Origin of the sequence: Hymenobacter ginkgonis (assembly GCF_009755225.1) — a bacterium.
GTDB classification, from domain to species: Bacteria; Bacteroidota; Bacteroidia; order Cytophagales; family Hymenobacteraceae; genus Hymenobacter; species Hymenobacter ginkgonis.
Map to the genome: position 1 here is coordinate 142,457 of NZ_WQKZ01000001.1, position 17,099 is coordinate 159,555.

14 protein-coding genes are annotated in these 17,099 nt (G+C 59.8%); 1 reads left to right on the top strand and 13 read right to left on the bottom strand.

Features of this window, described 5'->3' with window-relative positions; genetic code table 11:
* Positions 1-59: 59 nt before the first annotated feature.
* The 4 genes from GO988_RS00590 to GO988_RS00605 form a co-directional block, all read right to left on the bottom strand.
* Positions 60-1,529, bottom strand: coding sequence for a glutamate synthase subunit beta (locus GO988_RS00590; protein WP_157561598.1), 1,470 nt, complete (start codon positions 1,527-1,529; stop codon positions 60-62).
* Between the two features lie 43 nt (positions 1,530-1,572).
* Positions 1,573-6,075, bottom strand: a complete 4,503-nt coding sequence (gene gltB, locus GO988_RS00595) for a glutamate synthase large subunit (protein WP_157561599.1) — start codon at positions 6,073-6,075, stop codon at positions 1,573-1,575.
* Between the two features lie 289 nt (positions 6,076-6,364).
* The gene (gene ureG / locus GO988_RS00600) at positions 6,365-7,117 is read right to left on the bottom strand and encodes an urease accessory protein UreG (protein ID WP_157561600.1); all 753 of its coding nucleotides are present in this window, start codon (positions 7,115-7,117) and stop codon (positions 6,365-6,367) included.
* Positions 7,118-7,123: 6 nt separating this feature from the next.
* Positions 7,124-7,792: an urease accessory protein UreF gene (locus tag GO988_RS00605; RefSeq protein WP_198172449.1), complete on the bottom strand. Its 669-nt coding sequence runs from the start codon at positions 7,790-7,792 to the stop codon at positions 7,124-7,126.
* A 76-nt stretch (positions 7,793-7,868) separates the two neighbouring features.
* Between GO988_RS00605 and GO988_RS00610 the strand changes: the two genes are divergently transcribed.
* Positions 7,869-8,276, top strand: coding sequence for an endonuclease domain-containing protein (locus tag GO988_RS00610; protein ID WP_157561602.1), 408 nt, complete (start codon positions 7,869-7,871; stop codon positions 8,274-8,276).
* Positions 8,277-8,416: 140 nt separating this feature from the next.
* On the opposite strand, the gene ureC is transcribed toward GO988_RS00610, so the two are convergent.
* The 9 genes from ureC to GO988_RS00655 form a co-directional block, all read right to left on the bottom strand.
* Complete coding sequence (ureC, locus tag GO988_RS00615; RefSeq protein WP_157561603.1) at positions 8,417-10,138, bottom strand: urease subunit alpha; 1,722 nt, start codon at positions 10,136-10,138, stop codon at positions 8,417-8,419.
* Positions 10,139-10,148: 10 nt separating this feature from the next.
* Positions 10,149-10,607, bottom strand: coding sequence for a hypothetical protein (locus tag GO988_RS00620; protein ID WP_157561604.1), 459 nt, complete (start codon positions 10,605-10,607; stop codon positions 10,149-10,151).
* A gap of 20 nt (positions 10,608-10,627) precedes the next feature.
* The gene (locus tag GO988_RS00625) at positions 10,628-11,353 is read right to left on the bottom strand and encodes an urease subunit beta (RefSeq protein ID WP_157561605.1); all 726 of its coding nucleotides are present in this window, start codon (positions 11,351-11,353) and stop codon (positions 10,628-10,630) included.
* A gap of 132 nt (positions 11,354-11,485) precedes the next feature.
* Complete coding sequence (locus GO988_RS00630) at positions 11,486-11,791, bottom strand: GIY-YIG nuclease family protein (protein ID WP_232341326.1); 306 nt, start codon at positions 11,789-11,791, stop codon at positions 11,486-11,488.
* A gap of 200 nt (positions 11,792-11,991) precedes the next feature.
* A complete protein-coding gene (locus tag GO988_RS00635) occupies positions 11,992-12,591 on the bottom strand; it encodes a HoxN/HupN/NixA family nickel/cobalt transporter (RefSeq protein WP_157561606.1) in 600 nt (199 codons plus the stop codon).
* Between the two features lie 38 nt (positions 12,592-12,629).
* On the bottom strand, positions 12,630-13,799 hold the full coding sequence (locus GO988_RS00640) for an LLM class flavin-dependent oxidoreductase (RefSeq protein ID WP_157561607.1): 1,170 nt from the start codon (positions 13,797-13,799) through the stop codon (positions 12,630-12,632).
* A 186-nt stretch (positions 13,800-13,985) separates the two neighbouring features.
* A complete protein-coding gene (locus GO988_RS00645; protein WP_157561608.1) occupies positions 13,986-15,296 on the bottom strand; it encodes an APC family permease in 1,311 nt (436 codons plus the stop codon).
* 227 nt (positions 15,297-15,523) lie between these two features.
* On the bottom strand, positions 15,524-16,012 hold the full coding sequence (locus GO988_RS00650) for a GNAT family N-acetyltransferase (RefSeq protein WP_157561609.1): 489 nt from the start codon (positions 16,010-16,012) through the stop codon (positions 15,524-15,526).
* On the bottom strand, positions 16,012-16,956 hold the full coding sequence (locus GO988_RS00655) for an N-acetylornithine carbamoyltransferase (protein ID WP_157561610.1): 945 nt from the start codon (positions 16,954-16,956) through the stop codon (positions 16,012-16,014). The genes GO988_RS00650 and GO988_RS00655 overlap by 1 nt, the downstream gene beginning before the upstream one ends.
* Positions 16,957-17,099: the final 143 nt, after the last annotated feature.

The window sequence follows — 17,099 nt, forward strand, 5'->3', positions numbered from 1 at the left end:
AGGAAAGCCCCGCAAGCAGCTGCTTGCGGGGCTTTCCTTTTTAGACCAATTCCCAGTTCTCATCCAAACATCCCCACCGCGTTCTTGCTTGGTAGGTTCGTCTTGCCCATCAAGTACATATCGACTTGGCGGGCGGCTTCGCGGCCTTCCGAAATAGCCCACACGATGAGCGACTGGCCGCGGCGCATATCGCCGGCCGCAAATACGCCGGGCACGCTGGTATGGTAGGTAGTTTCGGGTGCGTGCACGTTGCCGCGCGTGTCGAGGCCTACCCCTAGTTGGCCGAGCAAGCCCGCGTTGGCCGGGCCGGTAAAGCCCAGGGCTAATAGCACCAGTTGGCACGGGATTTCGCGGTCGGAGCCGGGCACTTCCTCGAAGCGGACGCGGCGGCCCAGGTCGTCGGTTTCCCACGTGACGTCGCTCACGAGCAGAGCGCGCACGTCGCCGTTTTCGTCGCCCAAGAAGGCCTTGGTATTCACGCCCCAATAGCGCTGGCAGCCCTCTTCGTGCGAGCTGCTGGTGCGGAAAATAGTGGGGTAAAGCGGCCAGGGAGTGTGCGCGGGGCGCTCCTCGCCGGGCTGGTGCATCATGGCAAACTGCGCTACCGATCTGGCTTGCTGGCGGTTGGCAGTGCCCACGCAGTCGGAGCCCGTGTCGCCGCTGCCGATGACCACCACATCGAGGCCATCGGCCAGAATGTGCTCGCTGTCCACGGGCGTGTCGCTCACGCGGCGGTTTTGCTGGGTAAGGTATTCCATGGCGTAGTGAATACCCTTGAGGTCGCGGCCGGGCAGCGGCAGCTCGCGCGGGGCCGAAGCCCCGCCCGCCAGCACCACCGCGTCGAAGGTGCGGCGCAACTCGTCGGCGGTCATATCGCGGCCGATTTCGACGTTGCAGCGGAAGGTTACGCCGGCGTCTTCGAGCAGCTTGATGCGGCGCTCAATCACCCATTTTTCGAGTTTGAAATCGGGCACGCCGTAACGCAGCAATCCGCCGGGGTGCGGGTCGCGCTCGAAAACGGTGACGATGTGACCGGCCTCGGCGAGTTGCGCCGCCACCGCTAGCCCGGCTGGGCCCGAGCCCACTACGGCCACCGTTTTACCGGTTTTGAGCACTGGCGCAGTGGGCTGCACGTAGCCTTTCTCGAAGGCAATTTCGATGATGTGCTTCTCAATTTCCTCAATGGCCACCGGCGCGCTGTGGATGCTCAGCACGCACGCCGACTCGCACGGCGCAGGGCAGATGCGGCCCGTAAACTCGGGGAAGTTATTGGTAGCCGAGAGGATATCGTACGCCTCGCGCCAGTCTTGCCGATACACTGCCTCGTTGAATTCGGGGATGATGTTGCCCAGCGGGCAGCCCGAGTGGCAGAAGGGAACCCCGCAGTTCATGCAGCGGGCGGCCTGGTTATGCAGCTCTTTTTCGGGATAGAGGCCGATGAATTCCTGGTAGTGCGCCACGCGCTCGGTCGGGGCCGCTTTGGGCGGCACAGTGCGCGGGTATTCTTTGAAGCCGGTAATATTGCCCATTACAAACTAAGTAGTTACTGCTTTTAAAACGTGGCTTAGGCACTTAGTGGGTTGCTGCCTTCTCCAGCACCCGCTTATACTCGAGCGGAAACACCTTCACAAACCGCCCCGCTTCCTCCTCCCAGTTGCCCAGCAGGAAATTAGCCAAGTGGCTGCCCGTTAGCTCGTGGTGGTTTTTAAGCAAGGCCTGGATGTCGGCTTCGTCTGTTTCCGTCAACCCTTCCAGCGCCACCATATCGGGGTTGCAGTTCACGGGGAACTGGCCGGTGGGGTCGTAGACCCAAGCCAGACCGCCGCTCATGCCCGCCGCAAAATTGCGGCCCGTGCGACCCAATACCAGCACCCGCCCGCCGGTCATGTACTCGCAGCCGTGGTCGCCTACCCCCTCCACGACGGCCGTCGCGCCCGAGTTGCGCACCGCAAAGCGCTCGCCCGCCTTGCCGCGCACGTAAAGCTCGCCCGAGGTTGCCCCATAGAGCGCCACGTTGCCGATGAGGATGTTGTTTTCGGGGATAAACGTGCTGGCGGCGGGCGGGAAAATGGCCAGCCGCGCCCCGCTTAGCCCCTTGCCCACGTAGTCATTGGCTTCGCCTTCTAGCCTAAAAGTCAAGCCTTTGGAAGAGAATGCACCAAAGCTTTGCCCAGCCGAGCCAGTAAACTTGTAGCGGATGGTATCGCTAGGCAGGCCAGCGGCTTGGTAGCGCTTGGCCACCTCATTCGAGAGCAGCGTGCCGATGGTGCGGTCGGTATTTCTTACGTCGAACTCAGCCATTACGGTCTCCTGGCGCTCCAGGGCGGGCTGGGCGTGTGCCAGCAGTTGCCAGTCGAGCACCTCGGCGATGCCGTGGTCCTGGCTTTCGCTATTGTAAAGGGTGCCGCCCGAGATATTTGGGGCGGGGTGCAGCACCGCGTCGAGGTCGATGAGCTTGGCTTTCCAGTGGCCGGCTTCGGAGTTTACTTTCAAAAATTCGCTGCGGCCCACCATCTCGTTCAGCGTGCGGAAGCCCAACTCAGCCATGATTTCACGCAGTTCTTCGGCCAAAAAGCGGAAGAGGTTGACAATGTGCTCGGGCTTGCCGCTGAACAACTTACGCAGCTCGGGGTCCTGGGTGGCCACACCCACCGGGCAGGTGTTGAGGTGGCACTTGCGCATCATAATGCATCCGCCCGCGATGAGCGCCGCCGTGGCTACGCCAAATTCTTCGGCCCCTAGCAGGGCAGCCACGGCGAGGTCGCGGCCGGTTTTTAGTTGGCCGTCGGCTTGCAGCACCACGCGGCTGCGGAGCTGGCTGCGCAGCAACGTTTGGTGCGCTTCAGCTAATCCTAGTTCCCAGGGTAGGCCGGCGTGGCGGATGCTGCTGAGCGGCGACGCGCCCGTGCCACCGTCGTAGCCCGAGATGAGAATCACATCGGCGTGCGCCTTCGCCACGCCCGCCGCGATGGTGCCTACCCCCGCTTTGCTCACCAGCTTCACGTTGATGCGGGCCGCGCGGTTGGCGTTTTTGAGGTCGAAAATCAGCTGCGCCAGGTCTTCGATGGAGTAGATATCGTGGTGCGGCGGCGGCGAAATGAGGCCTACCCCCGGCGTGGCGTGGCGCACTTTGGCAATCCAATCATCCACCTTGTGACCAGGCAGTTGGCCGCCCTCGCCAGGCTTGGCGCCTTGGGCCATTTTAATTTGCAGCTCGTCGGCATTGGTCAGGTAGTGCGCCGTCACACCGAAGCGGGCCGAGGCAATTTGCTTGATGGCCGAGCGCATCGAATCGCCGTTTTCCATCTGTTCGTAGCGCAGCGGGTCTTCCCCACCTTCGCCCGTATTGCTCTTGCCGCCGATGCGGTTCATGGCGATGGCCAAGGTGCTATGCGCCTCGTGCGAGATGGAGCCAAACGACATCGCGCCCGTCGCAAACCGCTTCATAATGGCCTCGGCTGGCTCCACTTCTTCCAGCGCGATGCTCGGCCGGTGCTTGGCAAAACCCAGCAGCCCGCGAATGGTAAACAGCTGGTTGGGATGCTCGTTGAGCAGCTTGGCGTATTTCTGATAGGTAGCGTAGTTGCCGGTGCGGGTGGCGTGTTGCAGCAAGTGAACCGTCTCAGGGTCAAACATGTGCGCCTCGCCCTTGCGCCGCCACTGGTATACGCCACCCGTGGCCAGCAATTCGGGGCCGACGGTCGTCTCCTGCTTAAAGCCATGAAAATGCTTGTAGAGCGTTTCCTTGGCAATCTCGTCCAGCCCCAGCCCTTGAATACGCGTCACAGCTCCCGTAAAGTACTGGTCTACAACATTTTGGTTGATACCCAGAATCTCAAACACCTGCGCGCCGTGGTAGCTCTGCAAAGTCGAAATCCCCATCTTCGAGAAAATCTTCAGCAGTCCGTCGCACACGGCTTTGATGTAGTTGTAAGCCAACTTGCTATACGGCAAGTCCGACGCCAGATGTCCCGCCGCGTGGCGCGTCTGAATGGTAGCCAGCGCCAAGTACGGGTTGATAGCCGTGGCCCCAAAGGCCAGCAAGCAGGCAAAATGGTGTACTTCCCACACATCGCCGGCCTCCACTACGAGGCCCACCGAACCGCGCATGCCGCGCTTAATGAGGTGGTGGTGTACGGCCGATACCGCCAGCAGCGACGGTATCGGCGCATGCTCCGAATCCATCGCCCGGTCGGAAAGAATGAGTACCTCAAAGCCGTCACTGACAGCGTCTTCCGCGTAGCGACAAAGCCGCTCTAAGCCGCGCTGCATGGCGCCCGGCTTGCCATCGGCCTTGAAGTAAGTCTGCAAAGTCTTGGCGTGGAAGGAGCCCGTGTCAATACTCCGCAGCTTTTCCAGCTCTAAATTGGTAAGAATCGGGTGCTTGGCGGCCACGCAGTGGCAGTGCATCTGGTTCTCATCCAAGATGTTGCCATTATTACCGATAAATGTGGCTAGGCTCATCACCAGCCGCTCCCGAATAGGGTCGATGGGCGGGTTGGTAACCTGCGCAAAGAACTGCTTGAAGTAGCTGCTGATGTGCTGCGGCTGGTCGGAAAGCACCGCCAGCGGCACGTCCACGCCCATCGAGCCAATGGGCTCTTTGGCGTCGAGGGCCATCGGGGCAAGCACAGTTTCCAAGTCTTCGCGGCTGTAGCCAAACACCTGCTGGTACTTCAGTACGGCCTCCGCGCCGAGGTCGGTAAACACTTGGCGCGGCTCGGGCAGGTCTTCCATCCGAATCTGGTAGTTTTCGAGCCAAGTGCCATACGGCTGTTGGCCAGCGGCTTGCGCTTTTATTTCGCGGTCGGTGAGGATGCGGCCGGCCGCCGTATCAACCACAAACATCTTACCCGGCTGCAAGCGGCCCTTCTTAATAATACTCTCCGGGGCTAGCGGCAGTACCCCTGCTTCAGAAGCCACCAGCACGCGCCCGTCGTTGGTGATGGCGTAGCGCAAAGGCCGCAGGCCATTGCGGTCGAGCATCGCACCAACCAGCGTGCCATCGGTGAAATTGAGCGCTGCTGGGCCATCCCAGGGGGCCATAAATGTGGCGTGGAACTCGTAGAAGGCCTTTTTGAGTGGGTCCATCTGCTCGTTGCCGTCCCAGGCTTCGGGTACCAGCATCATCATCACATGGGGCAGCGAGCGGCCGCAGTGCAGTAGCAGTTCCACAATGTTGTCGAGGCAGGCCGAGTCCGACTGGCCAGGGTCTACCACCGGCAGCAGCATCTCCATTTCCTCGGCCGAGAAGTAGGGCGAGGTGTAGGTAGGGAGGCCCGCGTAAAACCAGTTTAGGTTGCCACGCAGCGTATTAATCTCCCCATTATGAGCGAGGTAGCGAAACGGCTGGGCTAGCTTCCACGAGGGCATCGTGTTGGTGGAAAAGCGCGAATGCACCAGCCCAAAAGCCGACGTCACGCGCTCGTCGCTCAGGTCGGGGTAGTACATGCCCACCTGAAACGTCGTCAGTTGCCCTTTATACACAATCGTGCGGCACGAGAGCGACGCGAAGTAAAACGCATCGAGTGCGGCTGGCGCCTGCTCCTTCAAGAGCTTGATAACCAACCGCCGCAGTACGTAGAGCTTGCGTTCGAAGTCGGCCTCGGTGGCTAGCCCCGCCGGCCGGCCCAAAAATAGCTGCTCAATCGTTGGCTCGGCCGACAAAGCCGTGACGCCAATGCCCTCGGTGCGCACCGGCACCGGCCGGTAGCCCAGCACCGTGATACCCAGCCGCTGCGCTGCCTCCGCAATGATGGCCCGGCTCGCCTCGCGCAGCTTTTCCTTTTTCGGAAAAAAAACCATGCCCACGCCGTAGCCGCCCGGCTCGGGCAGCCGAATGCCGTGCGCCACGCACTCCTCCAGTAAAAACCAGTGTGGCAGCTGAATAAGTACCCCCGCGCCATCGCCCGAGTCGGAGTCGCAGCCGCAGGCCCCGCGGTGCTCCATGTTGGCGAGCATTGTGAGGGCATCGGCCACAATCTGGTGGCTTTTGCGCCCGTCGATGTAGGTGATAAAACCCGTGCCGCACGAATCGTGCTCAAACTCGGGCCGGTAAAGGGTGGGCGTAGTCATGGCTGATTGCTAGCTAATTGTAGTTGCTGGGGAAACACGCGCTCACTTGCCCAAGCGCTCCTCGCTGGAGGGGCGGAGTTGGGGTTAGGCTAGCCACGCCGGTAGGCGTCGCGGCTAGGCTCCAAAAATGGAGCTAGTGCGAAGCCGACAGAGGCTTTCCAGAGTGAGGCGGGTGGGGAGGGGTAGGGTAAGGGGTGCGGTACCAGAGTACCGCCAGGGCATCCTCTGTCAGACAGAGGGGGTAGGCAAGGGGTTCACCTGCGCATGAGGGTAAGCAGGTGATTGTCAGTTATCTTCGGTCTTCGCGCACGGCGGCTAGCGCCTGCGTTCTAGCCATGTGAATGTGGTCAATAATCACTCCCAGGTTGTGGCCGTCGGAGGCGCGGGCGAAAACGAATGGCCCATCGCCTCGCATGCGGCGCGAGTCGCGGTCCATCACGGCGAGGTCGGCTTTTACCATTGGAGCTAAGTCTATTTTATTGATAACCAATAAGTCGGCCTGCGTAATGCCCGGCCCACCTTTGCGCGGCACTTTGTCGCCGCCCGATACATCAATCACGTAAATCGAATAATCGACCAGCTCGCGGCTAAAATGGGCAGCTAGGTTATCACCGCCGCTTTCTACAAAGAGGTAATCTAGTTGATTATCAAAGCGTAGCATCAGGCCTTCGAGCGCATCCATATTTAGCGAAATGTCTTCCCGAATGGCCGCGTGCGGGCAGCCACCGGTTTCAACGCCCACGATGCGGTCGGCGGTGAGGGCGCTTTGGCTAATTAAAAACTCGGCATCCTCGCGGGTAAAAATGTCGTTGGTGACTACGCCCAGCCGGTAATCGTCGCGCAAATTTTCGCATAAAGCCTTGAGTAGCGCAGTCTTACCAGTGCCCACCGGCCCGCCGATACCCACCGTAAACGCCCGCTTGCGGAAGTTGCGGTAGGGGGGTAGGCGGCGGGTTTCGCGCTCCGCAAAGCTGCCCGGCGACTCTAGCGCCTCGTGGCTGTGGCCGTGCAGCAGCAGCGCCAGTTTCTCAACGAAAGCCATAAGCGGTTAATTCTGAAAGAGTCGCGAGTAAATATCGTCGTGAAATATCTGGGCCACGTCGAGTAGCAAGGTACAGCGAGTAGCTTGGGTATAAGGCCGAATATCGGCTGAATCCAGTAAACTCTCAAAAATAGCGTAAAAATCGTGTTGCAACAAGTGCCCCGCCATCGGCCCAATAAAGCCCAGCCGAATGGCCGCGCTCAGCTGGTCGCGCAAGGCAAGATGTAGGTAAGTAGCCTGAATATCAGCCAGCGAAAAGCCGGTTTTCCCCAGGCTCAGCCCAAATAGCGGCACGAAATGCGCCGGCAGCAACTGCCGCGCTAGCGCCCGGCCCAGTTCGGCTAGCTCGGCCTCCGGGTAAAAAGTATCTAGCAGCTTCAGCCAGTTTTTGCCCTGCGTGAGGCTAGCCCGGTGCAGCGCCGGCGTGAGTAGCTGGGCATCGTACTCGGTGAGCAGGGTAGGGAGGTCGCCGTCAGTGGCCTGCGCCGCCGACGTGACGAAAGGAATCTCAAACCCCATCGCCTGCTGCAAAAACGAATAGAGGTAGGAGCGAAACTCGGTTTCGGTCTTGACAAGGCCAAAAGTTATGCTGCTTTCCAGCCCGTAAGAATAGGCGAACGAGCCGGTGGGCAAGGCCGAATCGGCAAGGTGGAGCAGGCGGGCGAGGTGCGGCATAAGAGCGAAAGTAGCGCTACTACTAGGATGGCAGGGCCATCGGCCAAGGCGCGTTGAAAACGTGTAACTTGCCTGCATGGCAAACCTTGGCCCTAGCGATAGCTCTATTCATACCTTCACCACCGACCGGCAGCGGTGGAAAAATCTGAAGGGCTTTGCCCGCGAAAATCGCCGACGGCCCACACCGGCCGAAGTACAGCTATGGCAGGCGCTACGGGGTAATCAGCTAGGCCCGCGCTTTCGGCGCCAACATGCCATTGAGGACTACATCGTGGATTTTGTGTGCTTGCCAGCTTGGTTGGTGGTGGAAGTGGACGGCGAAATTCACGCGGTGCCGGAAGAAGCAGATTATGACGGCGGGCGTACGCACGCGTTGCAGGAGCGCGGGTTTTTGGTGGTGCGTTATAGCAATGCGGCGGTGTTGCAGCGGTTGCCCGAGGTGCTGGCGGATATTGAGCGGCATTTGAAATTGCTGCTAGGGTAGCTCGGCGGGCGGGTAACCTCACCCCCCGGGCCCCTCTCCTTGGGGAGAGGGGGAGCCGACCGTAAGCGACCGTGAGTTTGCGTTAAAAGTCGCCAAGCTCCCCCTCTCCCCAAGGAGAAGGTGGGGGGTAAGGTTACCCGTTAAAACAGATTATACAGCTGCGCCAGCGGCAGCGTCTGCGCTGGCTCGCACGTCAGGTGCACGCCATCGACCATCACCCGGTACGTTTCCGGGTCCACCGAAATATTAGGTAGGTAGTCGTTCAGGGCCATGTCCTTCTTGGCTACCGTGCGGCAGCCCTTCACCGCCACCACACGCTTACTCAACCCATATTCTGACGACACCTTCTCTAGCGAAGCGCCCGACACGAACGCCACCGAGCAATACCCTACCCCCCCGCCGTAGGCCCCAAACATGGGCCGCGAAAATGACGGCTGCGGCGTCGGAATCGAAGCATTCGGGTCGCCCATCTGGGCCTGCACGATGACGCCGCCTTTGAGTATCATCTCCGGCCGCGAGCCGAACAGGGCCGGTTTCCAGAGCACCAAGTCGGCTAGCTTACCGATTTCGATGGAGCCGATTTCGTCGGCCATGCCGTGGGCGCGGGCGGGGTTGATGGTGTACTTGGCCACGTAGCGGCGGGCGCGGAAGTTGTCGTTCGGGCGCTTCGCGTCAGCATCTTCAGGCAGGGGGCCGCGCTGCTGGCGCATCTTGTGGGCCGTTTGCCAGGTGCGGGTGATGACCTCGCCCACCCGGCCCATCGCCTGCGAGTCGCTGCTGATGATGCTCAGCGCGCCCATATCGTGCAGAATATCTTCGGCGGCAATGGTTTCGGGGCGGATGCGGCTCTCGGCAAAGGCCACGTCCTCGGGGATGTTCTTGTCGAGGTGGTGGCACACGAGCAGCATGTCGAGGTGCTCGTCGATGGTGTTCACCGTAAACGGCCGCGTGGGGTTGGTGCTCGACGGAATGACGTTGGGCTCGCCGCAAATCTTGATGATGTCGGGCGCGTGCCCGCCGCCCGCGCCCTCCGTGTGGTACGAGTGAATGGTGCGCCCCTTGAAGGCCGCCACCGAGTTCTCCACGAAGCCGCTCTCGTTGAGCGTATCAGTGTGGATACACACCTGCACGTCGTACTTGTCGGCGATGGTCAGGCAGTTATCAATCGTGGCCGGGGTAGTGCCCCAGTCCTCGTGCAGCTTAAAGCCCAGCGCCCCGGCCTCTACCTGCTCGGCTAGCCCCTCGGGTTTCGAAGAGTTGCCCTTGCCCAAAAACCCGAAGTTCATCGGGAAAGCGTCGGTGGCCTTGAGCATCAGTTCGATGTAAAATGCGCCCGGCGTGCAGGTGGTGGCCGTGGTGCCGGCGGCCGGACCGGTGCCACCGCCCACCATCGTGGTCACGCCCGAGGCCAGCGCCTCGGTTATTTGCTGCGGGCAAATGAAGTGGATGTGGCAGTCGATGCCGCCCGCCGTGAGAATGTGCCCCTCGCCGGCCACCACTTCGGTGGTCACGCCCACCACCAGGCGCGGGTCCACGCCGGGCATGATGTGCGGGTTGCCCGCCTTGCCAATGCCCACGATGCGCCCGCCCTTGATGCCAATATCGGCCTTGTACACGCCGGTGTAGTCGAGCACCAGTGCGTTGGTAATCAGCAGGTCGAGCGCGTCGGCCTGCCCGATGCCGGCCGCCTGCCCCATGCCATCGCGCAGGGTTTTGCCGCCGCCAAACTTGCATTCCTCGCCGTACACGCAGTAGTCGCGCTCGACCTCCAGCAGCAGGTCGGTATCGCCCAGGCGCACCCGGTCGCCCACGGTCGGGCCATACATAGCAGCATACGCCTGCCGGGAAAGGGGTAGGGACATAGATTAGGTTTTACAACTGAAATAATAATGTGAATTCGCCAGTGCGTTTGTCTACAAAACCAAGTTGAGAATTATTGTAAACTATCCAAATGACCTCTCTGCCCTTATCAAGAGTACCGTTCTTCAATTTCTTTCTTTTCTCTTTCTTACTTATATAATCGTCTGGTGAAAAGTTATCGAAATAAAATCTCCATATTATAGGTTTCGAGGTGCGATAGGGTTCAAGTTTATTCGCTTCTCTAGGATGGGTTTTCCATAGTTGCCTACCACTACTATCAACGGCGGTAATATATACGCGTGCTGTATCTAAAACGTATTTAGTAAAGCTTGCTTTATCAATTAGTACATGAGCTTTAAGGCTACTATCGAAAGTGGCCTCATATATTTTATTGTGACGCTGTCCATAACAGACATTAACTGATAAGCTGCAAAAGAGTAATACGCTTGCTGTAATAGGTATGCCTTTCATGACTTGTAACTAGTAAAGCGTTACCCCAGCTTCCCGAGCGCCTGTTGCTTGCCGGCTTCATCGAGCGAGCCATCAATCCAACCGTTGCCGCCGTATACGCGGCGCTCGCCGGCCAGCGCTACCAGCTGCACGCGCTTGCGCTCGCCCGGCTCGAAGCGCACCGCCGTGCCGGCCGGGATGTGGAGCCGGTAGCCGAAGGCCGCCGCCCGGTCGAAGTCCAGCCCCGCGTTGGTTTCGAAGAAGGGGTAGTGCGAGCCCACCTGCACCGGCCGGTCGCCCCGGTTAAGCACCTCCAGCTCGATAACGGGGCGGTTTTCGTTCAGGATAATGTCGCCGTCGGCCAGCAGGTACTCGCCCGGCACGGCGGCGGGCACCGGCGCGGCGGCCGGGGCCGTGCGGCTGAGGCCGCTGCCGTAGAGGGCCAGCTCGGACGAGCCGTGCTCGCGGCAAATGGGCTGGTGCACGGTCACGAGCTTGGTGCCGTCGGGGAAAGTGCCCTCTACCTGCACCTCGTGCAGCAGGTCGGCCACGCCCTCCAGCACGTCGGCCAGGCCCAGGAGCTGCTTGCCCTTGTCCATAAGCGTGGCCACCGATTCGCCGTCACGGATAAACTCCAGCAGCTGGGTGGCGAGCAGGGCGGCGGCCTCGGGGTAATTGAGGCGTAGGCCGCGGGCGTAGCGCTTCTGGGCCACTACGCCGGCCTGGTGCAATACCAACTTGTCAAGGTCTTTGGGGGCGAGGTGCATGGGTATAGGGGGCGATATTCGGTCATGCAGAGCGCAGCGAAGCATCTCGCGTGCTGACGTCGGATTATTATCCCTAGCGTCAGCACGCGAGATGCTTCGCTGCGCTCTGCATGACGGATGGTATTTAGCGGGCTAATGTAAGTCAGGCGCGCCAGTCCACGTTTCCAAATCTATGGCTTCCCATGCTGGGTTAAAGCTGGCTAGTAGCTTTTCTTTTTTGGCGCGGCTCCAGCCTTTCAATTCTTTTTCGCGGGCAATGGCCTGGTTAGCATCAGCGCAAAGCTCGAAGTACACAAGTAGGTTGGCTTGATAGCGGCCAGTGAATTTAGTGCGTTGGCCTAGGGCATCACTATGCTCGGAAAGCCGCCGTACCAAGTCATTTGTCACGCCGATGTAGAGTACGGTACGGATATTATTGGTGAGCATGTAGACGTACATGGAGGTAAGACTAAAGCAGGTCATTGTCATGCAGACCGAAGGGAGGCATCTCGCGTGCTGACGCTAGGGGTACTAAATCAACGAAGCGAGCGAGATGCTTCCCTTCGGTCTGCATGACAATATGTAGGAAAAGTAAGTAGCGGTGCGAGCGAGATGCTTCGCTACACTCTGCATGACGGACGGGTTAAGAGGGCAGATGCCTACACGTGCGTCCACACCATCCACCCGCCGTAGCCGATGCTTAGCACCGACGACAGCACCACCGCGCCGGCTTGCAGCCGGCGGCCCAGCCGCATACGCGAGGTGAAGGGCAGGCGCATGAGGCTAGCGGCGGCCAGCATCCCCAGCATCGACCCTAGCCCGAAAATGAGAATGTAGACAATGGCCCAGCTAGCCTGCCGTATCTCGCTCATTACCAATAAGACCAGCGCGCCGCTGCCGGCTAGCCCGTGCACCAGGCCTACGGTGTAGGCAAAGCCCGCCCGCTGCTTGGAAAGCTGAATGGGACGGTAGGAATTCTTATCGACCAGTCGGCTGATACCCAGGCCAATCAGCATTACGCCCACGGCCGCCTCGAAATAGGGCGACTGCAAAAACGTGGCCCGGCTGAAGATGATGAGCGAGCCAAACACTACGAGCATCGTGGTGTGGCCCAGGCCCCAGAGCAGGCCGTCTTTAAGGGCTGGGCGTAGGCGGTCGTGGCGCGCTACGAGGGTGCTTATGGCCAGCAGGTGGTCGGGCTCGAAGGCGTGGCGCATCCCCACTATCGCCGCAAATAGGAGGGGAAGTATCGGTTGCATAGCCGCTTGGGGGTAGGGAAAATAGGCCAGTGCGAGCCCTAGCGGAGGGGCGCCGTGGTGAGTGGCGTGACGGGCGTGGTCAGCGGCCGCCGCCCCTGTACCTCGGGCATCGAGACATTGGGCAGGCGCGGCAGCACATAGCGGGCGAAATAATCGGCCTCGTCGAGCAGCGGATAGCCCGAGAAGATGAAGGCCCGGAAACCCATGTCCATGTAGCGGTTGAGCTTCTCCACTATTTGGTCAGGCGTGCCCACTAGGGCCCCGCCGGCGCCCGAGCGAGCCTTGCCGATATCAGTCCACAGCAATGGCTCCACGAAGCCTTCGTTGTCGGCGTGCTCGCGCAACTGGTTCTGGCGGTGCACGCCCAGCGACCACGAGTCCTGGGCGCGGCTCTTGATTTCGGCGCCCTTCACGGGGTCGAATTTCGACATGAGCTTGCGGGCGTAGGCGCGGGCCTCGTCCTCGGTTTCGCGCACGATAACGTGGATGCGCAAACCAAAATCAATCTGGCGGCCGTGGCGGGCGGCGCGGACACTTAGGTCCTGCATCGTTTCGTAGAGCATTTCCTCGGTTTCAGGCCACATCAGAAACAGGTCGCAGTACTGCGCGCACACCGCCCTAGCCCCCTCCGAGGTGCCACCGAAATAGAGTAGCGGCCCACCGTTTTGCTGATAAGGCTTGGCCGGGTCAGAGGGCATGTCGAATTGGTAGAGTTCGCCCTTATGCACGATGCGCTCCTGCGTCCAGGCCTGGCGCAAAATCTCGATGGTTTCGGCGCAGCGCTGGTAGCGCAGGCCCGCATCTTCGCGTAGGCCAGGCAGGTCAGAATTGATGATGTTGATAGTAAGCCGACCCTCAAGCATGTGGTCGAGCGAGGCCAGGGCGCGGGCCAGCATGGGCGGGTGAATCTCGCCAGTGCGAATAGCCGTGAGCAGGTTGATGCGCGACGTTTGCAGAGCAATTCCAGCCGCGAACGTCATCACATCCTGCCCCACGGTGTAGGAAGTAGGCAGCAGAATATTGGAATAGCCCAGCCGCTCGGCCGCTAGTGTGATGTCGCGGCAGTGCGCCCACGAGCTACGATAAGCGCCATCGAGCACGCTCAAATACTGCGTGTCGCCCCCGCAGAGGTCATCAAACCATGATATTTCGGCCACGCGCTGCGGCGTGCGAATAGCTACTGAGGCAATAGGAGAGGCTAGGGGCATCGAATAAAGTAGACAGGTAGAAGACAGCTTTAAAAGCTATTTGAAAAATCATTGTTCAGGTCATGCAGAGCGCAGCGAAGCATCTCGCATGCTGACGTCTGGGTTTACTGCTGCACGCGAGATGCTTCGCTGCGCTCTGCATGACAGACGTGATTTTCATGGTTTATAAAACAGCGGTGTGGTTGTCTATCTAGCCGCCAGCGGTTTGCGGTAATTAAACAAGAAATAAAGCCCTAGCCCCGCCAGGGCGGCCACGGCCACATCGCGCGCCTCGGTGCCTTTGCTACTACCGAGCAGCCACAGGCACAGGCCCACGCACACTACCGCCACCACGCCGCCACCCCACACCCGAAACGGCGCGGGCCGGCTAGGGTAGCGGCTGCGCAGCACCGGCAACGCGGCGCAGGTGAGGGCAAAATACGTGAGCCGAATAATGGTGCTGAGCGTGAGCGCATACAGAAACGTGCCCGAAATGGCGAGCACCAGCTTCAGAGCCGCCGACACAAACAACGCCACGTAGGGCGTGCGAAAGCGTGGGTGCAAAGCCCCAAAAACTGCCGGAATTTGCCCCTGCTCGGCTAGCGCAAACAGCAGGCGCGGGCCGGTCAGCATCAATGCATTGAGAGTGCCTAGGGCCGTGAGCATGGCCGCGGCCGCTACCCCCGCCGCAGCCGCTGGACCCATAAACTGAGCAGTGGCGGCGGCCAGGGGGCGCTCAGCAGTGGCCAGCCCCGGCAGTGTGCCGATACACACCACCTGCACCAGCAAAAACAGCACGGCCACCGTACCAATGGCCGTAAACAGCGCAAATGGCACGTTGCGCTGCGGCTGCTGAATTTCACCCGCCGGAATGGCCGCTACATCAAACCCCGAAAAGGTGAAAATGAGCAACAGCACCGCCCCCGAAAAGCTCGGGTAAGTAGGCCGCACCGCGAAGGAAAACGCGTGCCAATCAACGAAAAACAGTCCCACCGCCGTAAACGCCACCAATACCAGCAGCTTGCTGACGGTAAATAGGTTATTCACCAGCGAAGCCGTGCGCACGCCCACCAGATTGAGCAGCAACAAGCTGGCAATGAGTCCGCTCATAAATGCCGCCCGCCCGGCCCCTCTGCCCACGGCCGGCCAGAAATACGCCGCGTATTCCACAAATAAATTGCAGAGCGCCGCGAAGCTTGCTAGCCGCGAAACCCACAGCAGCCAGCCTACCTCAAACCCCACCAGCCGCCCAAACGCCTCTCGGGCGTACAAATACGGCCCTCCCGCCCCGCTAAACCGGCTGCTGACCTCCGCAAAGCACAGGATAATGAGCGCCACAATGGCCGCGCTCACGCCATACGCCACCAAGCTATAATCGCCGACCAGCGCGTAAATCTTGGCTGGCAAACCCAAAATCCCCGCCCCGATGGTAATGTTGACGATGAGGGCAACGAAGTCCCAGCGCCGAATGCCGCGAACTAGGTCAGGTCGGGCCGCAACCTCAGGGGTAGAAAGCATGCTATGAAAATGAAAACGCCAAGAACTGGCCCTAGGGACCTTATTTCACCAACTCAACGGGGAGCGGGGCCACAACAGCAGCCGTAGTTTTTGGGAGTTTTTCTCAGCATCAGATAAGTTCTTTTCAGCAACAAGCCCTCAAGGCTCACCGCTAGCTCGCACGCAGGTAGGTAGCGGGCGGGCTAGGGCATAAATATAGGCCAGCGGGCGAGGCCACCCATCCGCTATTAAACCGCCTTAATCATCCAAATTTGGCAGCCGAAGTGGCCGCTGTTGCCCAGCGCCTGCGGCAGATAGGTGAAGCCCAGCCGCTCGTAAAGTGGAATGGCCTGCGTCAATTCCTCCGTGGTTTCGAGATATACGCGGGTGTAGCCAGCAGCGCTAGCGGCTTGCAGGCACTGGTCGATGAGCGCTTTGCCCACGCCCCTACCCCGAGCGGCGGGCAGCAGGTAGAGCTTTACCAGCTCTACCGTATCGGATGGTAAGTTTTCAGTAGGGAAAATGCCGCCGCCACCGAATATTTCGCCCTCCTGTTCGGCTACGAAATAGGCACTACGGGGCGTCTGCTGAAACAGCTCGTAGAGCTGGTCAGTAGCTGTGTCGTAGTAAGCGGTGCCGGGCTTGGCCGCGCCGTATTCAGTGAGCGTGTCGCGGATAACGCGAGCCAGGGCCACATTATCGCCAGGGGCGATAGAGCGGATAGTGAGGTCAGCCATTATTTCAGCAACTCATGCAGCACCGTCTGCATCGAAAACGTCCGGTTACCCGCCTCCTGGACGATTAGTGAATTAGGTGAATCGAGCACCGCATCTGATACTTCTACGTTGCGCCGTACGGGCAGGCAGTGAATAAATTTCGCGTCGTTGGTGCGGGCCATGTGCTCGGGCGTAAGCATCCAACTCGGGTCGTTGCTGAGCACTTGGCCGTAGTCGCGGTAACTGCTCCAGTTTTTGGCCTGTACGTAGTCGGCCCCTTCCAGCGCCTTGCGCTGGTCGTACTCGATGGTCGCGCCCTTCGTGAATTTTGGGTCTAGCTCGTAGCCTTGCGGATGGGTGATGACAAAATCCACCCAGTCGATTTCCGAAAACCAGTCGGCAAACGAGTTTGGCACGCACTGCGGTAGGGCGCGCACGTGCGGGGCCCAGGTTAGCACCACTTTCACGCGCTCCTTTTTCTTCGTTTCGGCCACCGTAATGAGGTCAGCAAACGACTGTAATGGGTGCAGCGTAGCGCTTTCCAGGCTGATAACTGGTACCGTGGCGTAGTGCAGAATTTTGGTAAGCACCTCCTCGCTGTAGTCGGCCTCCTTGTCTTTTAAGGTCGGAAACGTGCGCACACCCAGTACATCGCAATACTGGCTCATCACCGCGATGGCATCCTTAATATGCTCTTGCGTGGTGCCGTTCATCACGGCTCCGTCAGCCATTTCCAGCGTCCACGAGTCGGCCCCTGCGTTCAGCACCCAGGCTTGCGCACCTAGGTTGTAAGCGGCTTTTAAGCTGCTAAGGCGGGTGCGCAGGCTAGGGTTGAAGAATATCAAACCAACGGTTTTGTTTTTGCCCACGTGCTGGTAGCCGTAGGGGTTAGCTTTGATATCCAGTGCCTGCCGCAACAGTGCCTTGTATTCGCCTGCATCAGCGAAGGAGAGGAAGTTCTTCATTTCTTAATTAAAGTAGCATAAAGCCAAAAGTAGAACGTCATGCTGAGCTTGTCGAAGCATCTCTACTGTGTCGTTAGGGTTCGTAATCCAACGAAGCGGTAGAGATGCTTCAACGAGCTCAGCATGACGTTCTGTTATTTATC

Excerpts from the sequence above, each read along its gene's own strand:
- GO988_RS00590 (WP_157561598.1), bottom strand. The coding sequence starts at position 1,529 with ATGGGCAATATTACCGGCTTCAAAGAATACCCGCGCACTGTGCCGCCC.
- gltB (WP_157561599.1), bottom strand. The coding sequence starts at position 6,075 with ATGACTACGCCCACCCTTTACCGGCCCGAGTTTGAGCACGATTCGTGC.
- ureG (WP_157561600.1), bottom strand. The coding sequence starts at position 7,117 with ATGGCTTTCGTTGAGAAACTGGCGCTGCTGCTGCACGGCCACAGCCAC.
- GO988_RS00605 (WP_198172449.1), bottom strand. The coding sequence starts at position 7,792 with ATGCCGCACCTCGCCCGCCTGCTCCACCTTGCCGATTCGGCCTTGCCC.
- GO988_RS00610 (WP_157561602.1), top strand. The coding sequence starts at position 7,869 with ATGGCAAACCTTGGCCCTAGCGATAGCTCTATTCATACCTTCACCACC.
- ureC (WP_157561603.1), bottom strand. The coding sequence starts at position 10,138 with ATGTCCCTACCCCTTTCCCGGCAGGCGTATGCTGCTATGTATGGCCCG.
- GO988_RS00620 (WP_157561604.1), bottom strand. The coding sequence starts at position 10,607 with ATGAAAGGCATACCTATTACAGCAAGCGTATTACTCTTTTGCAGCTTA.
- GO988_RS00625 (WP_157561605.1), bottom strand. The coding sequence starts at position 11,353 with ATGCACCTCGCCCCCAAAGACCTTGACAAGTTGGTATTGCACCAGGCC.
- GO988_RS00630 (WP_232341326.1), bottom strand. The coding sequence starts at position 11,791 with ATGTACGTCTACATGCTCACCAATAATATCCGTACCGTACTCTACATC.
- GO988_RS00635 (WP_157561606.1), bottom strand. The coding sequence starts at position 12,591 with ATGCAACCGATACTTCCCCTCCTATTTGCGGCGATAGTGGGGATGCGC.
- GO988_RS00640 (WP_157561607.1), bottom strand. The coding sequence starts at position 13,799 with ATGCCCCTAGCCTCTCCTATTGCCTCAGTAGCTATTCGCACGCCGCAG.
- GO988_RS00645 (WP_157561608.1), bottom strand. The coding sequence starts at position 15,296 with ATGCTTTCTACCCCTGAGGTTGCGGCCCGACCTGACCTAGTTCGCGGC.
- GO988_RS00650 (WP_157561609.1), bottom strand. The coding sequence starts at position 16,012 with ATGGCTGACCTCACTATCCGCTCTATCGCCCCTGGCGATAATGTGGCC.
- GO988_RS00655 (WP_157561610.1), bottom strand. The coding sequence starts at position 16,956 with ATGAAGAACTTCCTCTCCTTCGCTGATGCAGGCGAATACAAGGCACTG.